Source organism: Hominilimicola fabiformis, from assembly GCF_020687385.1.
GTDB classification, from domain to species: Bacteria; Bacillota; Clostridia; order UBA1381; family UBA1381; genus Hominilimicola; species Hominilimicola fabiformis.
The window spans coordinates 13,194-35,884 of sequence record NZ_JAJEQM010000016.1 but is presented as its reverse complement, the minus strand read 5'-3'; the positions used below and the strand labels follow the sequence as shown (position 1 = coordinate 35,884).

The 22,691-nt window shown below is 39.7% G+C and carries 14 protein-coding genes; 3 read left to right on the top strand and 11 right to left on the bottom strand.

Translation table 11 applies throughout. The features are described from left to right. Position 1: 1 nt before the first annotated feature. From ftsW to mraZ, 8 genes are all read right to left on the bottom strand, one after another. Positions 2-1,183 (bottom strand): putative lipid II flippase FtsW, encoded by a 1,182-nt coding sequence (gene ftsW / locus LKE05_RS11145; RefSeq protein ID WP_118446067.1) that lies wholly within the window; start codon positions 1,181-1,183, stop codon positions 2-4. A gap of 28 nt (positions 1,184-1,211) precedes the next feature. Further along, positions 1,212-2,237 (bottom strand): phospho-N-acetylmuramoyl-pentapeptide-transferase, encoded by a 1,026-nt coding sequence (mraY, locus tag LKE05_RS11140; RefSeq protein ID WP_308456915.1) that lies wholly within the window; start codon positions 2,235-2,237, stop codon positions 1,212-1,214. Positions 2,238-2,258: 21 nt separating this feature from the next. Continuing rightward, a complete protein-coding gene (locus LKE05_RS11135) occupies positions 2,259-3,629 on the bottom strand; it encodes a UDP-N-acetylmuramoyl-tripeptide--D-alanyl-D-alanine ligase (RefSeq protein ID WP_308456914.1) in 1,371 nt (456 codons plus the stop codon). 76 nt (positions 3,630-3,705) lie between these two features. Beyond that, complete coding sequence (locus LKE05_RS11130; protein ID WP_308456913.1) at positions 3,706-5,142, bottom strand: UDP-N-acetylmuramoyl-L-alanyl-D-glutamate--2,6-diaminopimelate ligase; 1,437 nt, start codon at positions 5,140-5,142, stop codon at positions 3,706-3,708. 21 nt (positions 5,143-5,163) lie between these two features. After that, the gene (locus LKE05_RS11125) at positions 5,164-7,437 is read right to left on the bottom strand and encodes a penicillin-binding transpeptidase domain-containing protein (protein WP_308456912.1); all 2,274 of its coding nucleotides are present in this window, start codon (positions 7,435-7,437) and stop codon (positions 5,164-5,166) included. Between the two features lie 73 nt (positions 7,438-7,510). Beyond that, entirely contained in the window at positions 7,511-8,032 is a 522-nt protein-coding gene (locus LKE05_RS11120) for a hypothetical protein (protein WP_308456911.1), read from the bottom strand. Positions 8,033-8,067: 35 nt separating this feature from the next. Further along, a complete protein-coding gene (gene rsmH, locus LKE05_RS11115) occupies positions 8,068-9,000 on the bottom strand; it encodes a 16S rRNA (cytosine(1402)-N(4))-methyltransferase RsmH (RefSeq protein ID WP_308456910.1) in 933 nt (310 codons plus the stop codon). A gap of 57 nt (positions 9,001-9,057) precedes the next feature. Further along, on the bottom strand, positions 9,058-9,501 hold the full coding sequence (gene mraZ / locus LKE05_RS11110) for a division/cell wall cluster transcriptional repressor MraZ (RefSeq protein ID WP_022230879.1): 444 nt from the start codon (positions 9,499-9,501) through the stop codon (positions 9,058-9,060). Between the two features lie 402 nt (positions 9,502-9,903). On the opposite strand from mraZ, the gene LKE05_RS11105 reads away from it, so the two are divergent. From LKE05_RS11105 to LKE05_RS11095, 3 genes are all read left to right on the top strand, one after another. After that, on the top strand, positions 9,904-12,066 hold the full coding sequence (locus LKE05_RS11105; protein WP_308456909.1) for a Tex family protein: 2,163 nt from the start codon (positions 9,904-9,906) through the stop codon (positions 12,064-12,066). A 2-nt stretch (positions 12,067-12,068) separates the two neighbouring features. Beyond that, positions 12,069-12,866 carry a prolipoprotein diacylglyceryl transferase gene (gene lgt, locus LKE05_RS11100; protein ID WP_308456908.1) on the top strand — a complete coding sequence of 266 codons (798 nt, stop codon included), beginning with the start codon at positions 12,069-12,071 and terminating at the stop codon, positions 12,864-12,866. Positions 12,867-13,005: 139 nt separating this feature from the next. After that, positions 13,006-13,152, top strand: a complete 147-nt coding sequence (locus tag LKE05_RS11095) for a hypothetical protein (protein ID WP_022230876.1) — start codon at positions 13,006-13,008, stop codon at positions 13,150-13,152. A 25-nt stretch (positions 13,153-13,177) separates the two neighbouring features. Here the strand turns inward: LKE05_RS11095 and LKE05_RS11090 are convergent, their stop codons facing one another. From LKE05_RS11090 to LKE05_RS11080, 3 genes are all read right to left on the bottom strand, one after another. Then, complete coding sequence (locus LKE05_RS11090) at positions 13,178-17,401, bottom strand: rhamnogalacturonan lyase family protein (RefSeq protein WP_308456907.1); 4,224 nt, start codon at positions 17,399-17,401, stop codon at positions 13,178-13,180. Between the two features lie 125 nt (positions 17,402-17,526). Continuing rightward, complete coding sequence (gene spoIID, locus LKE05_RS11085) at positions 17,527-18,483, bottom strand: stage II sporulation protein D (protein WP_308456906.1); 957 nt, start codon at positions 18,481-18,483, stop codon at positions 17,527-17,529. An 82-nt stretch (positions 18,484-18,565) separates the two neighbouring features. Then, positions 18,566-22,501 (bottom strand): SGNH/GDSL hydrolase family protein, encoded by a 3,936-nt coding sequence (locus LKE05_RS11080; protein ID WP_308456905.1) that lies wholly within the window; start codon positions 22,499-22,501, stop codon positions 18,566-18,568. Positions 22,502-22,691: the final 190 nt, after the last annotated feature.

Below are 22,691 nucleotides of genomic sequence, written 5' to 3'. Positions count from 1 at the left end.
ATTAATCTTTTACGGAATGTCTTGATATATTAAGCAATACTCCCATTTCACATAAAAGCGTTATTATCGCCGTACCGCCGTAACTGAAAAACGGCAATGCCACACCTGTATTCGGTACGCTCGATGTTGCAACGGCGATATTAAGTATCGTCTGAATAGCAAGCTGAGCCGCAATACCCACCGCAACAAGTGAGCCGTATGTATCGGGTGCATTCATAGCAATTCTTATTGCTCTTATAATAAGCGCCGCAAAAAGCAAAATTACAACAGCCGCACCGATAAGACCAAGTTCCTCACAAACAATCGCGAATATAAAGTCATTATACGGTTCAGGTAAATACGAATATTTCTGTACACTCTGTCCCAAGCCAAGTCCGAAAATACCGCCCGAGCCAATCGCATAAAGACCTTGCACAACCTGATAACTTTCGTCACGAATATCCGCAAACGGATTCATAAAACTTGTTACTCGCGCCCATCTTACACCACTGAGTGCTCGGACGCCGATTAAGCCGATTGGCAAAAGAATAAGTGCTCCGATAAGTACGGGTTTAATCGGTGTACCGCCTGCAATCATAACGCTTACACCGATACCGGCAATAACTATCGCACCGCTAAGGTGTGTTTCCATAAGCATCAGTCCGACAACTATAAGCATAACTCCTATATACGGCAAATTACCCTTAAGATGTTTCAAATTATATTTTCCCGAATCGACAAGTCGTGCAAAATACATCGCTATAACGGGTTTCATAAATTCCGACGGTTGAAGCTGAAGAAACGGAGTATTAAGCCATCTTCTCGAACCGTTCAATTTTACACCCAAACCCGGTATAAGAACGCAGACCAAAAGTATTGTACATACAATCATAAACTTCGGAACGGTATTTTTATATTTGTTGTAATCAATCCTTGAAATAACCCACATTCCGATAAGTCCCAATATTGCACAAAGGAATTGTTTATTAAAGAAGTAGTACGAATTGTTATGTAAAGTATTTCCGGCAGGTGCAGACGCCGAGAGCAGCATTACCAAACCGAATGAAAGCAACAATATTACTATAAACAAAAATGTATAGTCTATCTCTCCCATTCGTGCAAGCTTAACCGGTTTTCCTATTTTAGCACGAGTTGTTCGTCTATTCTGTTTTATAGCTCTTTTAGGATATGCAGTCCCTGCCATATCTAAATCTCCTTCCGATTAATTCGTCTTAAATTGCAAAATATGCAACAGCACAAGTAATTACCGTTACCAATGTAAATACCGCAACGATTTTCTTTTCTTTCCAACCGCACATTTCAAAATGGTGGTGAATAGGGCTCATCTTGAATATTCTTCTTCCCTCACCGTATTTCTTCTTTGTATATTTGAAATATGCAGTCTGCATAATTACAGAAAGTGTTTCCATAAAGTATACAAAACCTATTAATATAAGATGTATAGGCATTTTAAGGTCAATCGCCATAAGTGCAACCGACGCACCCAAGAAAAGTGAGCCTGTATCACCCATAAACACCTTTGCAGGATATTTATTATACCACAAAAATCCTATCAAACCGCCAATTAATGCCGCTGAAAATACAGTCACGCCATACTCTTTAAATACGATATATGACACAAGCATAAAGAATATTCCAACTATTGTCGTTATACTTGCTGCCAAACCGTCAAGTCCGTCTGTAAGATTTACAGCATTTACAACACCTACGACAACGAACATTACGAACGGTATGTAAAGCCATATCGGCATTGTCCATTCAATGCTTGTAAACGGTATTTTAATCGCCGTATCAAGCTCGCCTATGAAGTAAAGCACTGCAATATAAATTGCCGCAAGCACAACCTGCATTATGAATTTCTGCGGTGCGGTAAGTCCGAGATTACGTTTTTTTACTACTTTAATGTAATCGTCCACAAAACCGATAACACCGAAACCGAGTGATATTACAAACAATACAATACATCTTGCGTATGTCGTGTTAAAATTACCGTTCATTGCAAAAATGACTGTTGTTACAAGTATCGCAATCGCCATTGCAACTATGAACATAATACCGCCCATTGTCGGTGTACCCGATTTTTTCTGGTGCCACTTCGGACCTTCTTCTCTTATTTCCTGACCGAATTTAAGTTTTCTGAGCCATGGAATAAACACAGGTCCGAACACAAGCGTTACAACAAGTGCAACGACAAGTGTAAGCAATGATGACATTAACATTTCTTTTATCAATTCCATTTTTTAATCCTTTTCCTCTCGTTATTTATTTTTAATTGTGTTATATACTTCTTCAAAGTGCATTCCTCTTGACGCCTTTATAAGCACCGCGTCACCGCTCTTGATTTCAGCTTTGACATAGTTGCACACTTCAAGAGTTTTATCAAATGACACTATATTTTCTACACCGTTATCCTTTGCACCTTGTGCAAGATATTTCATATTTTCACCGGCTGTTATAAGCAAGTCCACTCCGTTCTCCTTGACAGCCTTACCGAGATTGTAATGTGCGTCTTTTGCAAAATCGCCCATTTCAAGCACGTCGCCCAAAATTGCGACTTTTCTGTTTTTATCTGTATCCGCAAGCACTCCGAGTGCCGCTTTAATCGAATCCGGTGACGCATTATAACAGTCATTGATTATCGTAATACCGTTATATTCTTCAACAGCCAATCTCATTTTTGTAAGTTCAAAACTGCGTATTCCCTCTGCAATCTTATCCATAGGCACATCAAATTCACGTCCTACGCATATTGCCGCAAGTGCATTGTACACATTATGTTTACCCGGAATATTTACTTCAATAGGATATTCGCCGCCGTCAACAACTGCGGTGAATTTAATTCCGTTAAGTCCGTTATTTTCAATATCCTTTGCGTAAACATCATTTTCGGGATTTGTTATACCGTAATATACTACCTTGTATTCACCCATACCCTTTGTTTTTGAAAGGTAATCGTCATCACCGTTTACTATAAGTGTATTATCCTTTGTAAACAGCTTTGTCATTTCCATTTTCGCCTTGAAAATGCCTTCGCGTGAGCCGAGATTTTCAATATGCGACTGACCGATGTTTGTTATAACCGCAACATCAGGTCTGCCTATATCAGCAAGATGTTCTATTTCACCGAAATGGTTCATTCCCATTTCAAGAACAGCCGCCTCATGTTCTTTTTCAAGTCCGAAAATCGTAATAGGCAAACCTATTTCATTATTGAAGTTGCCCATTGTCTTAAGTGTATTATACTTCTGTGAAAGGACTGATGCAAGCATATCTTTAGTAGTAGTTTTTCCCACACTGCCCGTAACGGAAACAGTCGGAACATTATACTTTTGCTTGTAATACTTTGCAATGTCGCCGAATGCTTTTAATGTATCTTCAACCTTTACGATTGTCTTATCTACTAAAAGCTCGGTATCTCTCTGTGTCAAAACAGCCGAAGCACCAAGGTCGAAAGCCGCCTTTATAAATTCGTGACCGTCAAACTTTTCACCGACAAGCGGCACAAAAAGCACACCTGCCGTAACCTTTCTCGAATCACTGATTACATCGTTAAAAGTTTGGTGTATGTCACCGCTTAAAAGTGTTCCCCCAGTTGCTTTTAATACATCTTCAATCGTCATTGCCTGCATAATAAATTAAATCCTTTCTCTCTTTTTGTCCTATGCTCAAAAATAAGGGCGGTAGTTTTTCAGCCGCCCTTTTCAATTATTTATTAAGGTGTTTATATACAACAACACGTTCGTCAAAGTCGTGTTTCTCTTTACCAATTATTTGATATGTTTCCTGTCCCTTACCCGCAAGAATGATTACATCATCTTTCTTTGCGTGGTCAAGAGCATATGCGATAGCCTCTCGTCTGTCGACTATTACTTTATATTTCCCGTCTGTGCGTTTCATTCCGACTTCTATCTGTTCTATAATAGAAACAGGGTCTTCCGTACGCGGATTGTCTGACGTTATAATACTGTAATCCGAAAGTTTTCCGGCGATTTCACCCATAATCGGTCGCTTCGTATTATCTCTGTCACCGCCGCAGCCGAACAATGTTATAACCTCACCCTTTGCAAAATCTTTAACGGTTTTAATTATATTTTCAAGACCGTCCGGTGTATGTGCATAGTCGATTATAACCGTATAATCGGTATTTGTAGGAACAACCTCAACACGTCCGACAACTCCTGTTGCATTTTCAAGACCTTTGATAATGGTATCCATATCAATACCCATCTGCAATGCCGCACCCATGGCGCATATTGCATTATACACGCTGAACTTGCCCGGAATTACTATATGAACACGATATGTCTTACCGTCATATTCAACATCAAAATCAGCACCCGATGATGAAATTTCAATATTTTTTGCTTTAAGGTCGCAACCGTCCGAAAGACCGACTTTTAATATATCGCAGTCATTGTTTGCAACAATCTTCTTACCGCCGTCGTCGTCAAAATTAACAACACCCTTATCGCTGATTTTAAACAGCTTAGCCTTTGCATTTAAGTAATTTTCCATAGTCTTATGGAAATCAAGATGGTCACGCGTAAGATTTGTGAACACACCCACGTCAAAGTGACAACCGTGTACTCTTTCAAGTTCAAGTGCGTGACTCGAAACTTCCATTACAACACATTCCGCATCACTGTCAACCATTTCCGCAAATAGCTGTTGAAGTTCAAGTGCATTTGGTGTTGTAGGTGTTGTACTTTGCGTAACAAGCACCTTGTCACCGATAATATTTTGATTTGTACCGATAACACCGATTCTCATACCGGCTGTTTCGATTATACTCTTTATTAAATATGTTATTGTAGTCTTACCGTTTGTGCCTGTGATACCGATAAGTTTGAATTTGCTTGACGGATTGCCGTAATACTTACAAGCCATTTCCGCAATTTCAACTCTCGAATTTTCAACATACCAAACAGGTACATCTACATCTATTTTATCTTCGGCAACGATTAGTGACGCACCGTTTTTAACTGCCATTTCTGCATATTTATGTCCGTCCGTTTCAAAGCCTTTGATACATACAAAAATGTTTCCCGGAAGTACGTTTCTTGAATCGTACGCTATTCCGGTTATATCTATATCTTCATGCTCATCAAGCCATTTACTGCCTAATAATTCACTTGCTAACATTTGATATTTCCCCCTGTCCTATTAGTCTGAAGTTACTTGGCGGAATTCCACGCCTATTACTGTCGCAGGTGTAACCTCTTCGCCTGCCGCTATGCTCTGATTTACCGCATACGCACTCGACACTTCACTGTGTCCCGCACCGACAATCTCAAAGTTCAGTCCGCTCATTTCAAGAGTATATTTCGCATTATCCACGGACATTCCTTTAAGATTAGGTACTGTTACCGTATGTGTTTTGTCAATTTCTTCTGTATATAATATTACCGTTGAATCTTCGTTAAGCATTGTACCCGGTTTCGGAAGCTGGTCAACTACCGTATCACCGTCACCTCTCACTTGAACATTCAACTTTTTGTCAACAATGGCTTTCTTCGCCTCTGTCAAATCCATTGTTCTAACGTCAGGTATTTCCTGCTTAACGTCAGGTTCTTCATTTTCTGTGTACTGCTTTTCAACACCGAGATAGTTTAGTACATCTTCAATAACTTCACCTGCCAAAGGTGCGGCTATTGTACCGCCGTATTTGTTATCAACCTGTGGTTCGTCAAGCATTATAAGACACACTATTTCCGGATCGTTTGCAGGAGCAAAACCGATAAATGACGCAATACGTTTTTCTTCGTCACGGTTACCTTTTTCCGAAGTACCTGTTTTACCTCCGATACGGCAACCTTTTACATACGCATTTTTACCTGTTGATGTCGGCAACGATACAACCGATTCAAGAATTTCTCTCATTTGCTGAGATGTTTCTTCCGAAATAACTCGGCTTATAACCTCCGGCTCATACGTTTTCAAAATTCCGTTTGAGTTTCTGATTTCCTTTACAATCTGCGGTTTCATTCTTTCACCGCCGTTGATAACCGCCGAAACGGCTGTTACAAGCTGAATCGGTGTTATTTGGAAACCTTGACCGAATGAACTTGTCGCAATATCGACTTCACTCATTTTATTGTGGTAATAAATACTTGACGCCTCGCCGACAAGTTCGACGTTTGTCTTTTCGGTAAGACCGAATGCAGTGAAATATTCCATAAATTTCTCATACCCAAGTCTTTCGCCCAATTCCATAAATACAGGGTTACAAGAGTTTCTTACACCCTCTACAAATGTTTGAGCGCCGTGACCGCTCTTGTTTGCACAACCGATTTTTCTGTCGGCAACAATCTTAAATCCCGGACAATAGAATGTTGAATTAAGGTCTACAACGTGTTCTTCCAAAGCCGCCGCCGCAGTAATAATCTTAAATGTCGAGCCCGGTTCATATGTATCCGAAATAACCTTGTTTCTCCACATTTTATTTCTTATTTTCGCAATGGCCTCGTCACTTAAATTATTCGGATCTTCTGTCGGTTTCGGTGTTGCATCGGGATCGTCACTTGTGTCATCTGATGTATCATATCCCAAATCTATCGCATATTTTTCAAACTGGTCAATATCATACGGATTATTTACGTCAAAATCAGGCTTAGTTGCCATTGCAAGTATTTCGCCCGTTTTCGGGTTCATAATAATACCTGCCGCACCCTCTTTAAGCTTGTTTTCCGTAACCGCTTCTTCAAGGTGCTTTTCAAGGAAATGCTGGATTGTTTCATCAATCGTAAGCACAACGTCATCACCGTTTTGAGAACTGTTCAAATACTCATTTTGTTGGTCTTTAAGTGTTGTACCCTTTGCCGACTGATTAGTTTCTATACTTCCGTTACGCCCCATAAGCTCATCGTCGAAAGTAAGTTCAATTCCCTGCAAACCGTTATTGTCATATCCCGTAAATCCCAAAATATGCGGTGCAACGTTGAACGGATAATATCTCTTTGAATCATTTTCAAAATATACCCCTTTAAATGCTTTTGCAATCGTTGCGTCAACATCTGAATCTCTTAATTTTTTTACCGCCTCGGTCTGTTCGTTCGTAAGACGTTTTTTTATAACTTGGTATCTTGAATTTTTTGTTATAATCTTAAGGATTTCGTTTTGATCCATATTCAAAACAGGAGCCAATCTTGCGGCGATTACTTCACTGTCACCGTCCGCCTCAATATCCTTAGGATTGCAAATAAGTGTGTTTACCGTTGCACTTTCCGCAAGCACCTTACCGTTACGGTCGTAAATGTCTCCTCTTGACGCTGTAACAATACTGCTGCCCTGCTGTTGTGCCTTTGCCTTGCTCGAAAGCTCGTCACCTCTTATTATCTGCCAATATGCCACTCGCAAAACAAGCAACGCAAGCAGTACAGCAACGATACACACCATAAATATCGTTTTCTTTTTAATTTCATTTAATGATGGTTTCATTAATTTATCAATTCCTTTTAATACTTTAATAAATGTACATTTTTCATAATTTTATAATTATAGAAGTCCATTTTTATTTTATGCTGAAAAATTGTACAATATTACCACCAATCTTTTTCAATACAGACACAATACCGTGTCCAAACCCCTCTACTTCACCGGCAGTTTTCTCTGTCATATCCTCTTGCTTTACGTTTACATATATTGTCTGATACTTTTCAGGTCTTTGCATACCCAATCTTGTTGTTGCCTCTTTTTCAATTTTTGTAAGGTCAACACTCTGTTCAAGATCAAAAACCATCTGACTTGTTGCTGATTCAAGCGTTGTAAGCTGACTTTTAAGTGACGCAACCTGCTGGTTCATTTCATTCACAGCAACGAATTTTGAAATCATAAATCCTGCTGATACAGCCAAAAGCACTGTCACGCATATTCCACGAAAAATTGTTCTCTTATACTGCATTTGTTCATGATTCCTCTTGTTACTGACTGCTGTGGTATTAACTGTTTTCTCTTTTCTCTTTTGTGGTTTTCTCTTTTTTATCGGTTCATCATACTGTTCCGGCAATTTATATGCCAAATTTCCGTATTCCACAATAATTCTCTCCCTTAATTATCCTTTAGCCTATCCTATAATTTTTCGGCAATTCTCAATTTTGCACTTTTTGAACGTGAATTATATTCAAGTTCTTCTTCCGACGGTAAAATCGGTTTCCTTGAAATAATTTTAATTTCCGGTTTCTTGCCGCATACGCATACCGGAAATTCTTTCGGACAAGTGCAACCCCTTGCCAAATCCTGAAATGTTTTTTTGACAATTCTGTCCTCAAGTGAATGGAACGTTATAATCGCCAATCTCCCGCCAGATTTTATGCTTGACACAAAGTCTTTAATAGCATTTTCCAATATTCCGAGTTCGTTATTGACTTCAATTCTTATCGCCTGGAACACTCTCTTTGCAGGATGTCCGCCTTCCATACGGGCTTTTTTCGGTATTGCCGCCTTTATGATTTCAACAAGTTCAAATGTTGTTTCAACAGGCTTTGTTTTACGTTTTTCACAAATAAATTCCGCAATACGCTTTGACCACTTTTCTTCGCCGTAGTCATAAAAAATACGCATCAATTCCTCACATGAATATGAATTTACAACGTCATATGCCGATTTCGGCGAAGACGTATTCATTCTCATGTCAAGAGCGGCATCGTGCATATAGCTGAAACCTCTTTCGGCATTATCGAGCTGATATGAACTCACGCCCAAATCAAGTACCGCACCGTCAATTTCATCAATATCAAGTTCTGATAAAATATCCTTAATCTCGCTGAAATTGCGATTTACGAACGTCACTCTGCCGTCAAATTCTTTAAGACGTTCCTTTGCCGCCGCAATAGCCTCTTTGTCTTGGTCTATACCGATAAGTCGGCACGAATCGTTTGTTGACAAAATACCGTGCGAATGTCCGCCGCCGCCGAGTGTGCCGTCTGCATATATACCGTTCGGTTTAATATTCAGCGCGTCAATACTTTCCCCAAACAATACTGAAATATGTTTAAATTTCATTTTGATTCCCTTTCAATTAATTTTTTGAACCGTCAACACTTTATCGACAACCTCAAATCAAATATTAAGTCCGTAATTTAATATTCCGTCCATCATAATATCGTCTGAAAGTTCATCTTGGTATCTATCCCATTCTTCACTGTCCCATATTTCAAGACGTGTGTTTGCACCTACAAGCACAACATCTTTTTTCAGATTAGCATATTCCATCAGACGCTTTGCGATTGGCACTCTGCCTTGCTTGTCTATAACGGCTGAAGTAGCCTTACCGAAAAACAAACGTACAAAAGCCGCAGCATTTCTGTCTGTGGCAGTTGGGAGTTGATTAATCTTTTCAGAAATCTTATCCCATTCCTCTTGTGTGTATAATTGAAGGCATTTATCTGACATTGAACGTGTAACGTACACTGTTTCGGACATATTTTCTCTAACTTTGGCAGGCAAGATAATTCTTCCGCGCTCGTCAAGCTGACGCGGATATTCGTCAACAAAATTTACCATATTCAATGTCACCTGCCTTTTTATTGATTTATGGGTTACTCTCTCCAATTTGACCGTTTGTCACCCCAAACGCTCCAATTCGCTCCCATTAACTCCATTTTACCTTAAATCAATCAAAAGTGCAATAGGTTTTTTGTATTTTTTTCAGCTTGTACATCTCATTTTAACTCATTTTACTGTTTTGCTTGTAAAATTAAGCTAAATGGGATATAATTAGCTTAACTGCATTTTTAATCACATATATATTTGGTGTTGAGTTTACATAATTGCACACTATATATTGTGGTTGTTACTATTATATCACAAATATTTCAGTTTGTGAATAGAATTTTTAAAATTCATTTGCAGAATTGTTACAGAATAATTTCAAAGCAAAACATTATTTTTTGGAGGATATACATAATGGAAAAATCAGAAGAAAAAATCATAAATCAGCTTACGTCTGAATTTAACTTACGCCCCGAACAGGTTACAAACACTGTAAAACTGATTGATGACGGAAACACAATTCCTTTCATTGCCCGTTACAGAAAAGAGGCAACAGGCTCTCTAAGTGATGAAATATTACGAGATTTTTACGACAGACTTTCATATTTACGTAACCTTGAAGATAAAAAAGAAGAAATATTGCGTTTGATTGACGAGCAAGAAAATTTGACCGTTGAAATCGCAAAATCAATCGAAAATGCCGTAACATTATCGGAACTTGAGGATATATACCGTCCGTTCAGACCAAAACGCCGCACAAGAGCGACTATCGCAAAAGAGAAAGGACTGGCACCGCTTGCCGAAATTATCCTTGCACAAAATCCGAATGATAATATAGAAAGTATTTCGCTTGATTTTATCGACGCCGAAAAAGATGTTGAAAGCAGTGAGGACGCAATGGCCGGTGCTATGGACATAATCGCCGAAGAAATCAGTGATAACCCCGAATACAGAAAAGATATTCGTCAAAAAACAATCGACTTTGGTCTTTTGGTTTCAAAAGCGTCAACAGAAGACGACAGTGTATACCGTCTTTACTATGATTTTGCCGAACCAATAAAAAAACTTGCAAACCACAGATTGCTTGCGATAAATCGTGGCGAAAAAGAAGGATTTTTATCGGTAAAAATTGATATTGACGAAGAAAAAATCACAAACTATCTTTTCAGACGACTTACTCCAAAACACGAATCACCGTCTACAAAGTACGTCAAACTTGCCGCTGAGGACAGTTATAAACGACTCATCGCGCCGTCCATATCAACAGAAATACGCAATATGCTTACGGAAAATGCCGAGGAGGCATCAATAAAGGTATTCAATCAAAATCTTTCGGGACTTTTATTGCAACCGCCTATTAAGGATAAAATCGTTATGGGCTTTGACCCCGGTTACAGAACCGGGTGCAAAGTCGCGGTTGTGGACGAAACAGGCAAAGTCCTTGACACCAACGTTGTTTACTGCACATTACCTAACCACGACAAAGACAAGGCTAAGAAAATTCTTACGGATATGATTTTAGGAAACAACGTAAACTTAATTTCAATCGGTAACGGAACAGCCTCAAAGGAAAGTGAAATATTTATTTCCGACCTTTTAAAAGAAATTGACCGAGAAGTATTTTACATTATGACAAACGAGGCAGGTGCGTCTGTTTACAGTGCGTCAAAGCTTGCAACCGAAGAATTTCCGCAGTATGACGTTGCACTCAGAAGTGCCGTTTCAATAGCAAGACGTGTGCAAGACCCGCTTGCAGAGCTTGTAAAAATTGACCCTAAGTCAATCGGTGTCGGACAGTATCAGCACGATATGAACCAAAAGCGACTTGGTGAGGCACTCGGAGGAGTGGTTGAAAATTGTGTAAACAGTGTCGGTGTCGACCTTAACACCGCCTCTCCGTCACTGCTTGCATATGTTGCCGGAATTAACAAAACCGTTTCAAAAAACATAATCACATATCGCGAAGAAAACGGTAAATTCAATACAAGAAAAGAACTTTTGAAAGTGCCAAAACTCGGTGCAAAAGCATTTGAGCAGTGCGCAGGTTTCTTGCGTATAACAGACGGTGACAACGTCCTTGACAACACCTCCGTCCACCCTGAAAGCTACAAAGCCGCCGCGCAGCTGCTTAAACATATGGGATATACCGAACAAGACGTTCAAGACGGCACAGTTGCGGATTTAAAGCAACGTCTGTCGAAAGAAAATACACATAAATTAGCCGGAGAACTCGGAATAGGTGAAATAACTTTAAAAGACATTGCCGACAGTATTATAAAGAAAGGTCGCGACCCGCGTGAAGAATTGCCGCAACCCGTTTTAAGAAGCGACATTCTCTCAATGGAGGACTTAAAACCGGATATGGTACTGACGGGAACGGTGAGAAACGTTATAGATTTCGGTGCATTTGTCGATATAGGTGTTCATCAAGACGGACTTGTACACATATCGCAAATATGCGACCGATACATCAAGCACCCAACCGACGTACTTTCAGTCGGTGACGTTGTGAAAGTTCGTGTACTTGAAGTTGACGTACCGAAAAAACGTATTTCACTTACTATGAAGGAGGTATGATTATGAACAACATTGCTTTTCCTAAACTCGGTATTTCTCTAAACATTTCACCTGTCGCATTTTCAATAGGCTCAAAGCCTATTTATTGGTATGCGCTTATCATTCTTTCGGGTTTTCTTTTGGGATTATTTTTCGTTTATAAAACTTGTGAAAAGCGTGGTGTGAAAAAAGATAATGTATGGGATATCGCCTTGTTCGGACTTATTTTCGGAATAATAGGCGCAAGAATATATTATGTGCTTTTCGCACTCGATGAATTTGACTCGATAGCCGATATGTTTAAAGTCTGGAACGGCGGACTTGCTATTTACGGTGGTATTATCGGTGCAATAATCTCAACCGTTATATACTGCATGGTTAAAAAGCTGAATATCGCCAAAGTCTTTGACGTATGTGCACCAGGTCTTTTTATCGGTCAAGCAATCGGACGTTTCGGAAACTTTGTAAACGTCGAAGTGTACGGCGGTGAAACAAACAGCCTTTTCGGTATGTCCATAAACGGTGCAACACCTGTTCACCCATTATTTTTATATGAATCGATATGGAATGTTATCGGACTTGTGATACTTCTTCTGATTCGTGACAAAAAAAAGAATGACGGGCAGGTATTTTGTTTCTATATTTTCTGGTATTCATTCGGCAGACTGTTTCTTGAAGGTATGAGAAATCCGAATTATATATTATATGTAATTCCAAATGTTCTCGGCATTTCTCAGCTTGTTGCAATACTGTTTATGATTGCCGCTGTGTCAGCTTTTGTCGTTTTACAGGTTAAAGCGAAGAAAGATAATGAAATTTAAACGGTTGTGTCGTTTTCTGCAACACGAAAGTTGCTCCTTTTATACCACAATATATTGACAAGTTTTATCATATATTGTAAAATAAATACAACAAGCAGTGGTTTATATATAACCGTGTAATCGAAAGGAGCATACATAAATGAACAACATTAAACAACTGAAAACAGATTTTGATAATCTTATAATTGAAAAAAATTATTGTCTTTCCGACCCCGAAGTCGTATCAAAAGCAATAGAACTCGAAAACATACTGAATAACACATTAAAAAAATCGCAGACCTTATAGTCTGCGATTTTTGTTTTTAAATTTGTTATTGAGCATTTTCGCAAAGTGCTGTCATACTGCCAAGCGAATTCCACATAAATACTTTCAAATTTTTTTCTTTGATACTGTTTTCAAAAACAATTTCACTGTTCAAATATTTGCCTTTTTCAACATTGGCAACAGGAACTGTCTTGATTTCAACAAGTTTACCGTCCTTGTCATACAATGCACCTATCAATGAAATGTCATCAACATCTTCATCAACAACCGCATATGTTACCGTAGCAGTCTTATCGTCTTTTCCGCTTACTTTCACTTCTGAAAATTCAAGCGGTTCTTCACCTTGAACAAATTGTGACACTTTAATTCTGTCGATACCGTTCGGAACAGCCCAGTTAGGTGCCGCACCGGCGCGAGTAAATCCGAATTTAACAGCATTTGCCGCGTTTTCTGTAGTATAATCGTCTACTTTTGTTCCGTCAAACCAAAGTGATGCTACACCTGTAGCAGTATTAACCGTCACTTTAACATTCTTAGTGTATGTTTGATTTGCACCGTTGAATATGCTGTCATTTGTGCCGTCACTGTCGCTGTCAAGCCATGTTGCTCCGCCGTCTGTGCTTAGGAACATCTTATAGCCGTTTGTCCAGCCAAGACGAATATTACCGATTTGAAGATATTCAAAGTTACCATCTCTGCCTACTGCACTTCCGAAATACCAATCAACATCATAAGTTACAATAGCATTATCTTTCACGGCAAAAGTCTTTTCTGCACTGTATTCAGCACCTGGCTTTTCAGGATTGTATAAAATACGGTTATTGTCACTGTCTAAAGTAAGTGTCGCCGTATCTGTGCCTGTCTGTGTCCAATCTGTTATATCACTGTCAGTAAACTTACTATCTCCGCCTTTGTTATACAATTCTTCTGTTACACCCGAAACAGTTGTTGACTTACTGTATACAAGATTTTCAATTTTCGGCGAAGCCGTTAAGGTAGCCGAATCACTGTCTTTTTGTGTATACAAACTTAATGTCTTGAATTTAGCACCCTTTAGCGCAAATGTTTTTTGTATTACGCCGTCATCATTTCCCCATGTTCCGTCTGTACCTGTAACCTTTACAGTACAGTTATCATTATCATAATCCAATGTGACTTTTACTTTCCAACGCTTTGAACTACCTTGAATATTGCCTACAACGTTACCGCTGTTTGACCAACCCGAACCTGATGCAGTTACAGCAGTTGCCGCAGAATCGACAGAAGTTTGCGCCATCAAATTTTGAGCCTTTGTAGTATACGGCTGATATACATTCACAATGTTGTTGCCCTCACTGTCAAGAAGTTTCATTCCCATTGTATATTCATGTCCTGTCCAGTTCCAATTTGAACCGTCAACCTTTACACCGCCTGTTGTAAGTCTGTATTCAAGCTCAACCTTACCGCTGTCATAAACTTCAAAATCTTTATGTGCCTCCGCACCGTCAGACGCACCCGTTTGAGAAATCACCGCACTGTTGGCACTTCCTGTAAAGGCAGTGTTTGCATCAGTATTTTCCGATACAAACTCATTGTTACCCGTTGCGTCAAATACATCTATCGGTTTAACTCTTACCACACACTTTGCGGTATATCCGCCGTCTGTTGTAGTCGCGGTTACAACCGTTCTACCGTAGCTTTTACCTGTGATTGTACCGTTGTCCGAAACTGTTGCGATTTCAGGATTTTCCGATGTCCATTCTACAGACTTATCCGTAGCGTCATCAGGCATTACCGTTGCGGTAATTTGTTTTTTGTAACCCATTCCCAAATCAATTAGTTTTTCCGAAATTCTTATGCCCGTAACTGCATTTTGCATAACAGTCACTTCACAAGTATCTGTAAAGTTGCCGTCTTTGGTTGTTGCCGTTATAGTTGCAGTTCCGGCTGAAATACCTTTCACAACACCGTTTGTAACAGTTGCCACGTTTGTATCGGACGAAGTCCAAGTTATACCTTTTCTTGTCGCATTTTCGGGTGTGATAATCGCATTGATTGTTTCTGTCTTGCCTTTTTCAACTTCTATTGACTTTTTCTCCAAAGTCATTCCCGTAACCGCTACTTGCTCCGGTGCCGAATATGTCACCTTTGTATAAGGTACTGCCGGTGCAAGATAGTTAAGTGTATTGCCGCTTTCGTCTGTTGCAAGTGCCACAGAACCTATATAATAGCTTGCGTGTGTCGGTTGGTTATATCCGACATTCTGCCACGCAACCGACAATCTGTATTGGCAGTCGTGCATTAATGTTGTAATTCTGTAATCTGTAGGCATTGTAGATGTATATATTCTCAAATATGCCTGATCCGTTGCCGAGCCTTTGTTTACCGGCATTATAATTTCTTCACGCCAGTCGCCCCAAATATCGGCAACAAGTGAAGGATTTCTCTTTGAGTAGTTGTTTGTAGAACCGCCTGTAAGTGTGTATCCGTCTGACGGACCGTAAAATCTCTTTGTTGTACCTGTTGCGGCATAATATTTTTGGATAATGTTTGCGTCAAGCAACTCACGGCTCAAATCGCCGTCCCAATATACAAGGAAATTATCAAAGGTACCGCTTCCCGCACCAGCCGGTTTTGCGGCAACATCATCACCGTTTAAGTCGTGAGCATTCGCAATTCCGCTGCTCCAACCTATCGCCAATGCATTTGAATGTTCCTTTGCGTAGCTATCATCAATGTTATCCATAACACCACGTCCGTTATCACTTGATGTAGTCAGTTTTCCGGAACCCCAAAAATGCTTTCCTGTGCTTGCGACTCTTAAATCTTCGGCATACTTTTTAAATTCCTCCTCTTTTACCGAAAATACTTCTTGAGTGCCGTCATTATTAAAGTCGCTCATATGCATTGCGTCACCGTGTCCAAGACCTGTATTTCCGAGAACTGTTTTACCGTCATCATCAAGTGCGGCACTTCCGTAAACAATTTCGTCCTTGCCGTCATTGTCAATATCGCCTACAGAAAGATTATGATTTCCTTGTCCGTACAGTGTCGTTGAACTTGCACTCTTCTTACCTTTATGCTCCCACTGCATTGTAAGTTCAGTACCGTCCCATGTATATGCACGAATTACAGAGTCGTGATAATAACCTCTGCACATAACGATACTCGGATGAATACCGTCAAGATAAGCCACTGCCGCAAGGTATCTTTCACTTCTGTTATACTTTGCCTTGCCGTCGCCCCAATATTGATCTTCTGCCGCATCATACGGAATATAGTCCGTTGTATAAAGTGCGGCACCTGTTTCGCCGTCAAATATGGTTAAATACTGCGTAAACGGATTTTTACCCTTTAATCTTCCGCTTGTGCCTATATATGATTTTGTATTGTCGGTATTTCTGATTTCGTCAGTATCACCGACTTCCGTAACGTAATGACCTGTGCCGTCAACCGTACCGGGTGCTGTTTTCATTGCCACTTCTGACTTTCCGTCACCGTCAAAGTCATACACCAAGAATTGCGTATAGTGTGCACCTGATGTAACATTTTTACCCAAATCAATACGCCACATATAACCGTCATTGTTCGGATCAATCTTATATGCGTCAATATATGCATTACCTGTAAAATCCGCACCGGCACTGTCTTTTGAGTCTGTCGGGTCCCACTTTAATACAATTTCATAATCGCCGTCACCGTCAAGATCGCCGACAGACGCGTCATTCGCACCGCCTTCGTGGCTTTTGTCAACATTGTAATAATTTGAAATCTTGCCGTCACCCATTCTTTCTACCGGATCAGGACGTGAAATAGGAATATCTACATATGTAAATGAATTTTTCTCACTGTTTCCATTTCCGACCTCATTTGACTTTGCACAGTTGTTGTTTGAAGTAGGTGTAACTTCAGTTTCCTTAGACGCGTCCTCACCCGCTTTTACAACCTTGTATTTATCCGATGCAGTACCCGATGTATCAATCCAGTTTGTAGCGTCATGTACACCTGTTGTATGTATTTTTGTACCGTTTTTATAAATATCGAATGCTTGATTTTCAAGACTTTCGTCACCAAGCAATCTCCAACTCAAATATACACCGTTAACTGCCTGACCTCGTGTATCTGCCGTTGTCTTAACAGCAATCAATCCACGATTAAGCTTTTCCATTTGACGTGCGTTTGTTTGATATTGCGGAGTTTTAACTTCCGCGGCGTTTGCCGGTAAGGCAAAACTGCCCATTGTGGCGGTCATTGCAACTGCAACCGCCGCACTTATCACTTTTCTGTTCATTATTAAATCTCTCCCTCAAAAATAATTATAATAATATTTTATAACTTTTTTCGAAATTTCTCAATATAAAAAACAGTCATATTATTTTTAAAGTCACAAATTTTTGCATTGTTTTTTGTGCAATTTCACCTATTTTCTATTTCAACACCTGTATAATATGTTTTTAAAATTTCCTTATATGTCTTTCCCTGCCTCGCAAGGTAATCTGCACCATACTGGCTCATACCGACGCCGTGACCGAACCCTTTTACGCTCATTTTTATATCGCCGTTTTCTTGCGATATTTCAACATTTGTGGAACGCAGTGAAAATATATTTCTAAATTCTGTTCCTTTTATATTTACTCCGCCTACATCAAGTGTTACAATACCGCCTGCATTTGAGCGGTTAATGTTCGATACAAGTCCATTATTCCAATCCACACCGTCAATTTTTTCTTCCGCAATATTTTTAAATTCCTGTTCACTCAATGTCAATTCACTGTGATACTTTGGCGATTCTTCATCTCCCGCACTTGCGACACTTTGCAAATACGGCACGTCCGCCCCCCAAACGTCAACTGCCGATTCCGTTATCCCCGACGAAGTTGAATGAAATACCGCCGATATTATTTCATCGTTGTACGTCATTATCTGTCCTGTAGTTTCGTCAACCGCTGTGCTTATTTTGTTCCAATTTTCATCGGCACCGGCACCCCAGCTTTCTCTCCGCTTATCCTCCGAAATATACGCCTGACAGTGCGTTGAATCGGTGCATATCACCGCACCGTTGTGACTTTCGGCAATGTTGCCTTTGTCTTTTTCGGCAATATGTGAGTACAGATAAGTTCTTGCCGCAACGGCTTGTGCCTTTAATGCCTCTTCCTCAAAATCGGCAGGCATTTCCGCCGCCACTACGCATTTTAAATATTCATTAATATCCATATCTTTAACACAGTCTTCTTCCGACACATACACACTTACCGTTCCGCTCTCAATCGGACTTTGTCCTTCTCCACTGCCACCGATTAACCAAACTATCGCAAGCGGCAAAAGCAACGTAATAAAAATGATTATAACAACTACTAAAAGTATTTTTTTCACACCCAAATCCCCTTTTTAGTTTATGTATATGGAAGCAGGCACAAAAAAAGAACTTCCCGTTCGGGAAGTTCTTTTAAGTTGATTATTGTTCATTGATGTGTGTATCATTTGCCTGGTTGAAGTCTGTACTTCCGCCTGCAATCTTCGACACACTGTCAAGGATATATGAACCAATCTTATCAGCAAGATACTGTTTATAGTGGTTGTGGTCACCATACCAGCTCTTTACAAGTTCAACTTGTGATGTAAAGCTTGTTCCGTTTTCAGCGTTATAAGCTGCAACATCTTCAGCTGTTAGACTATTAAAGTAATCTTCAAAATAGTAACCCAATTCAATAATGTTCAAATTATGTGATTGAGCAATCTTTCTTAAATCACCGTTATAAGCACCTGTACCACGATTTACTGTAAACTTACCTGTTGATGCATTATACGGATACTGTGAACTACTGAATCCAAGCGGTGTAGCTGTAACAATTACAGGAATAGCACCACGTTGAATAATACCTTCTACATAGTAGTTATTAAGCAATGTGTAGTATGATGCAGATTCACCTGCCTCTTTTGAGTTGATACCCATATTAACAGTTACATAGTCACCAGGGCAAACGCTCAACAGAACTGTCTCAACTCTGCCTTGGTTATAGAAGTTTACAGAATCACGTCCTGCCATACCGTTATTGCTGAATGATGAGAATGTATCAGGAACTGCTACACCATTACCTACACGGTTACCCCATGAAATGTTACCTGATGCATTATTATTTGTTGTTGAGTCACCGATAGCATATACTGCCGGTTTAGCAAGTGCTGCCTTAGCTGCAGCTTGTGTAATTGTCAAATCTGACAATGTTGAACCGCTTTCAAATGTAAGGTCAAGTACACCGTCGCAAACTGCTACATTAAATTGTGTACCTGTCTTTGTAATTCCTGTTGTTGCCGCAACTCCTTCAACTACTTCAGAAGTCATTGTTGCAGATGAAGTTGTAACCTTAACAACATAGTTACCGTTAGGAACTTTAGCCTTAAATCTGTATGCCGCAGTACCCTTTACATCTGATTCTTCACTTGTTACTACTGATGTATCATCAAAACCGTAACCAATTTTATCTGAATATGCGTCAGCTGCTGTTACCTTTGTAAAGCTGTCGTCTGACGGATCATTACTTCCGAATGCAAATGACAAACCGTGTACATTAACCTTAACTCTTGATGTCAAAGTTTCGTCACCTACAGTTGCAACCGCCTTAACATAAAGAACCTTTGATACTGCACCTGCCTGAACTGTCAAAACGCCTGTTGTTGCATCGAATGTAATTCCCTTCGCATTTGTCACCGGTGTGCCTGCAGCATCAACAAGTGATAGAGTTACGTTTGCACCCTCAACAGGTTGACCTGCCTTGTCTCTTACTTCTGCCGCGAAGTTACCTGTTACGGCATCAGAGCCCTCAAACGGAATTGTTATGCTTGAAGACGACTTTGTAAATGCGATTGCATTACCTGTTGTTGATAGAGAAATTTCTTTTTCAACTCTCTTTGAACCGTAAGTTGCAACTACTGTAACAGTTCCGGCAGCCGCCTCGTCTGTTACTGTCAAAGTTGCTGTCTGAGCATCCTTGCTTGCAATGCTTACACCTGTGTATTCATCAGCAAGTGACCAAGTAACGGCACCTGAGATATTATATCCGTCTGTATCCTTAACTATAGCAGTTAATTCTGCTGTTGCACTGTTTGCACCTGTTTCAGGAACCTGGATAGTTTCTGCCTCAGTATTTACAGTCATTGTTGAGGCTGTAGGTGTGTAAATTTTGAAGCTTGCCAAATCTACAGGATATGTACCTTGGAAACAGAAATATTTCTGTGTTTCTGTATATGTAGAACTCATAGCTTCAGCTGTTGTTTCGCCTACAAGAGTACCTGCGTCATTATATACCTTAACCCAGTAAGTTCCTACGCTTTCATCTGCAGAAACAATTACTCTGTACCAATCTTCACTGTTGACACCTGGAATTGACTGAGTGCCAACCGTCAAAGCACCACTTCCGTATGATACTGTCCAGTTAGGATTATTAGTTGCATTATTCGGTGTATTACCGTAGTGACCGAATGCCATTGCACCGCCTGTAAATCTAACCTTCATATCAACGATATATTGTGACGCTTGTTCTGCAAGTTGATATACACCGACAGTTGAACCGCCGCCACCGTTTGATGCAAATTGAAGATACTTTGTATTATCTTCATCCTTCTTAAGTGTTAGAGTTCTTACACCGTTTGAACCGTATATTGACCAGCCGTTAAGAACAAGATCCTTTGAATTGATTGTATTTGATGTAGCTGTGTATCCTACAAGAGAATCGTCATATGAACTCATGTTTTCAGGATAACCGGCATCCGGAGCTATATTAGTTGAACCGCTCGCACCGATTACGGCAAACGGAGTAGATATTTCAAATGATTCATCAAGATATGTTACCTTTGCAGTAACCTTACCGAACCAGTTTGAAACACCGTTTCTTACATTGAAGTAAGCAGTGGTATTTCCGTTAGGGCTTTCACCGTCAGTACCCTCACCTGTACCTTCTGCCTTTGTAAGTGAAATATAGCCGTCTTCTTTATCAAGACCTGTAACTGTCCATTCTACATTAAGACCTTCCTTGTTTGTTAGGTCGCCGCCATATATACCTGTTGCCTTAATTGCAATAGGCTTATGTACAGGCTCGCCTTCATTAGGCTGGTTAATTGTAGTATTAAGTTCAGAAGCAAATTCAACTTTTGATAGAGTTTCTTCTGCCTTTTGACCAAACTCATCATACTTATCTGTTGTACGAACAACAATGTTATCCAACTTCATAACACTCTGATAACGTCCTGACAAGAATAAGATACCTGTAATCTTATCATTAACGCCGTTTGTAGGAACAATCAACTTGTCTACAACCTTTTCACCGCTCTTATCTGTGATATTGACAGTTGCCAAGCCTTCGTTCTTGTCAACCAATATTGTATAGTGGTACCAAGCTGCGTCTGTAAGAGTTACGGTTGCCGCGTCAACGTCATTAATCTTACAGTTATTAGAATTACCTGCCATATTTATCTTGAAGATATAATTTGAAGTCATACCTGTGTTTGCAGTCGGCATAGTTCCTGATGCTACAACAAATTGTACATCATCTTTGCTTGACTTAGTTAATGCAAGGTCAAATTCTACCGCATACTTATTTTGAGAAGACAAATCAACATCAAATGCCGATGTTGCACTTCTTGTATTCTTATCTGCGTCAGTGTACTGTGCATATTTAGTATTATCTGTACCCAAAGTAATACCGTCTGCATAGTTTGCTGATGCCCAAATATTCTTTAATGCAGATGTATCTGCTACATCTTCATAGTCCTGAGTATATATCTCTGTATATTCTCTCGGTACTTCTGTAGGCTTAACTGTCGGTGTTGCAGTAGGCTCAGCCGTCGGTGTTGTTTCCGGCTGGCTTGTAGGTGCAGTCGGCTTTACAGTAGGTGCAGGATCAACAGTACCTTCAACACTTGTTGTTGCAAATAAAGGTGTCATTGTCTTTATATCATCCCAAACCATAATTTTAGCTGCTTTACCTTGTAAATCGTAAGCAACTTCACCGCTACCGTTTTCAAGTGTAACATTTTCCTTTAGTTCTACGCCTGCTAAAGTTTTGTTATCGTAATACTTTGAAATTACGATTGTTACTTTGTCAGCTTTAGCATTTGTAATTTTGATTTTTTGGTCTTCGTAAACAACTCCTGTTGCCTCCGGAGTTGCAGCTGTAGCAGGTTCGTCTGTAGACTCAACTTCAGTTGTCGCTGTTGCAACAGGTTCACCTGTTGTCGTAACTCCAGCCGTTGTACTCGGTGAAACAGTCGCAGTAACTTCTTCACCGGAATTTTGTTCACCCTCTGCACTTGCTGATAAAGGCAAGGCAGTGAACGCACTTGCAATCATTGATACAGAAAGTATCGCAGACAGCAATTTTTTTCTTTTCTCCATTTTCTTTTCTCCTCTCTCTTAGCTTGATGATCGCTAATCATTAATAACATAATTATACTATAACAATTAAATTTTGTACAGTCCTTTTTTACAATTTCACTAAAATTTTTATCTGAAAAATATTTTCATAAAAATTTTTTTAAAAAAAGTGTTGACAAATGTATGTGTATCTGATATAATCTATTATGTT

What these genes read in the sequence shown, in the direction of transcription:
- rsmH (WP_308456910.1), bottom strand. Translation starts at nt 9,000, where the DNA reads ATGAAATTTAAACATATTTCAGTATTGTTTGGGGAAAGTATTGACGCG.
- LKE05_RS11130 (WP_308456913.1), bottom strand. Translation starts at nt 5,142, where the DNA reads ATGTTAGCAAGTGAATTATTAGGCAGTAAATGGCTTGATGAGCATGAA.
- mraY (WP_308456915.1), bottom strand. Translation starts at nt 2,237, where the DNA reads ATGGAATTGATAAAAGAAATGTTAATGTCATCATTGCTTACACTTGTC.
- mraZ (WP_022230879.1), bottom strand. Translation starts at nt 9,501, where the DNA reads ATGGTAAATTTTGTTGACGAATATCCGCGTCAGCTTGACGAGCGCGGA.
- LKE05_RS11095 (WP_022230876.1), top strand. Translation starts at nt 13,006, where the DNA reads ATGAACAACATTAAACAACTGAAAACAGATTTTGATAATCTTATAATT.
- LKE05_RS11125 (WP_308456912.1), bottom strand. Translation starts at nt 7,437, where the DNA reads ATGAAACCATCATTAAATGAAATTAAAAAGAAAACGATATTTATGGTG.
- LKE05_RS11135 (WP_308456914.1), bottom strand. Translation starts at nt 3,629, where the DNA reads ATGCAGGCAATGACGATTGAAGATGTATTAAAAGCAACTGGGGGAACA.
- LKE05_RS11105 (WP_308456909.1), top strand. Translation starts at nt 9,904, where the DNA reads ATGGAAAAATCAGAAGAAAAAATCATAAATCAGCTTACGTCTGAATTT.
- LKE05_RS11090 (WP_308456907.1), bottom strand. Translation starts at nt 17,401, where the DNA reads ATGAACAGAAAAGTGATAAGTGCGGCGGTTGCAGTTGCAATGACCGCC.
- ftsW (WP_118446067.1), bottom strand. Translation starts at nt 1,183, where the DNA reads ATGGCAGGGACTGCATATCCTAAAAGAGCTATAAAACAGAATAGACGA.
- lgt (WP_308456908.1), top strand. Translation starts at nt 12,069, where the DNA reads ATGAACAACATTGCTTTTCCTAAACTCGGTATTTCTCTAAACATTTCA.
- LKE05_RS11080 (WP_308456905.1), bottom strand. Translation starts at nt 22,501, where the DNA reads ATGGAGAAAAGAAAAAAATTGCTGTCTGCGATACTTTCTGTATCAATG.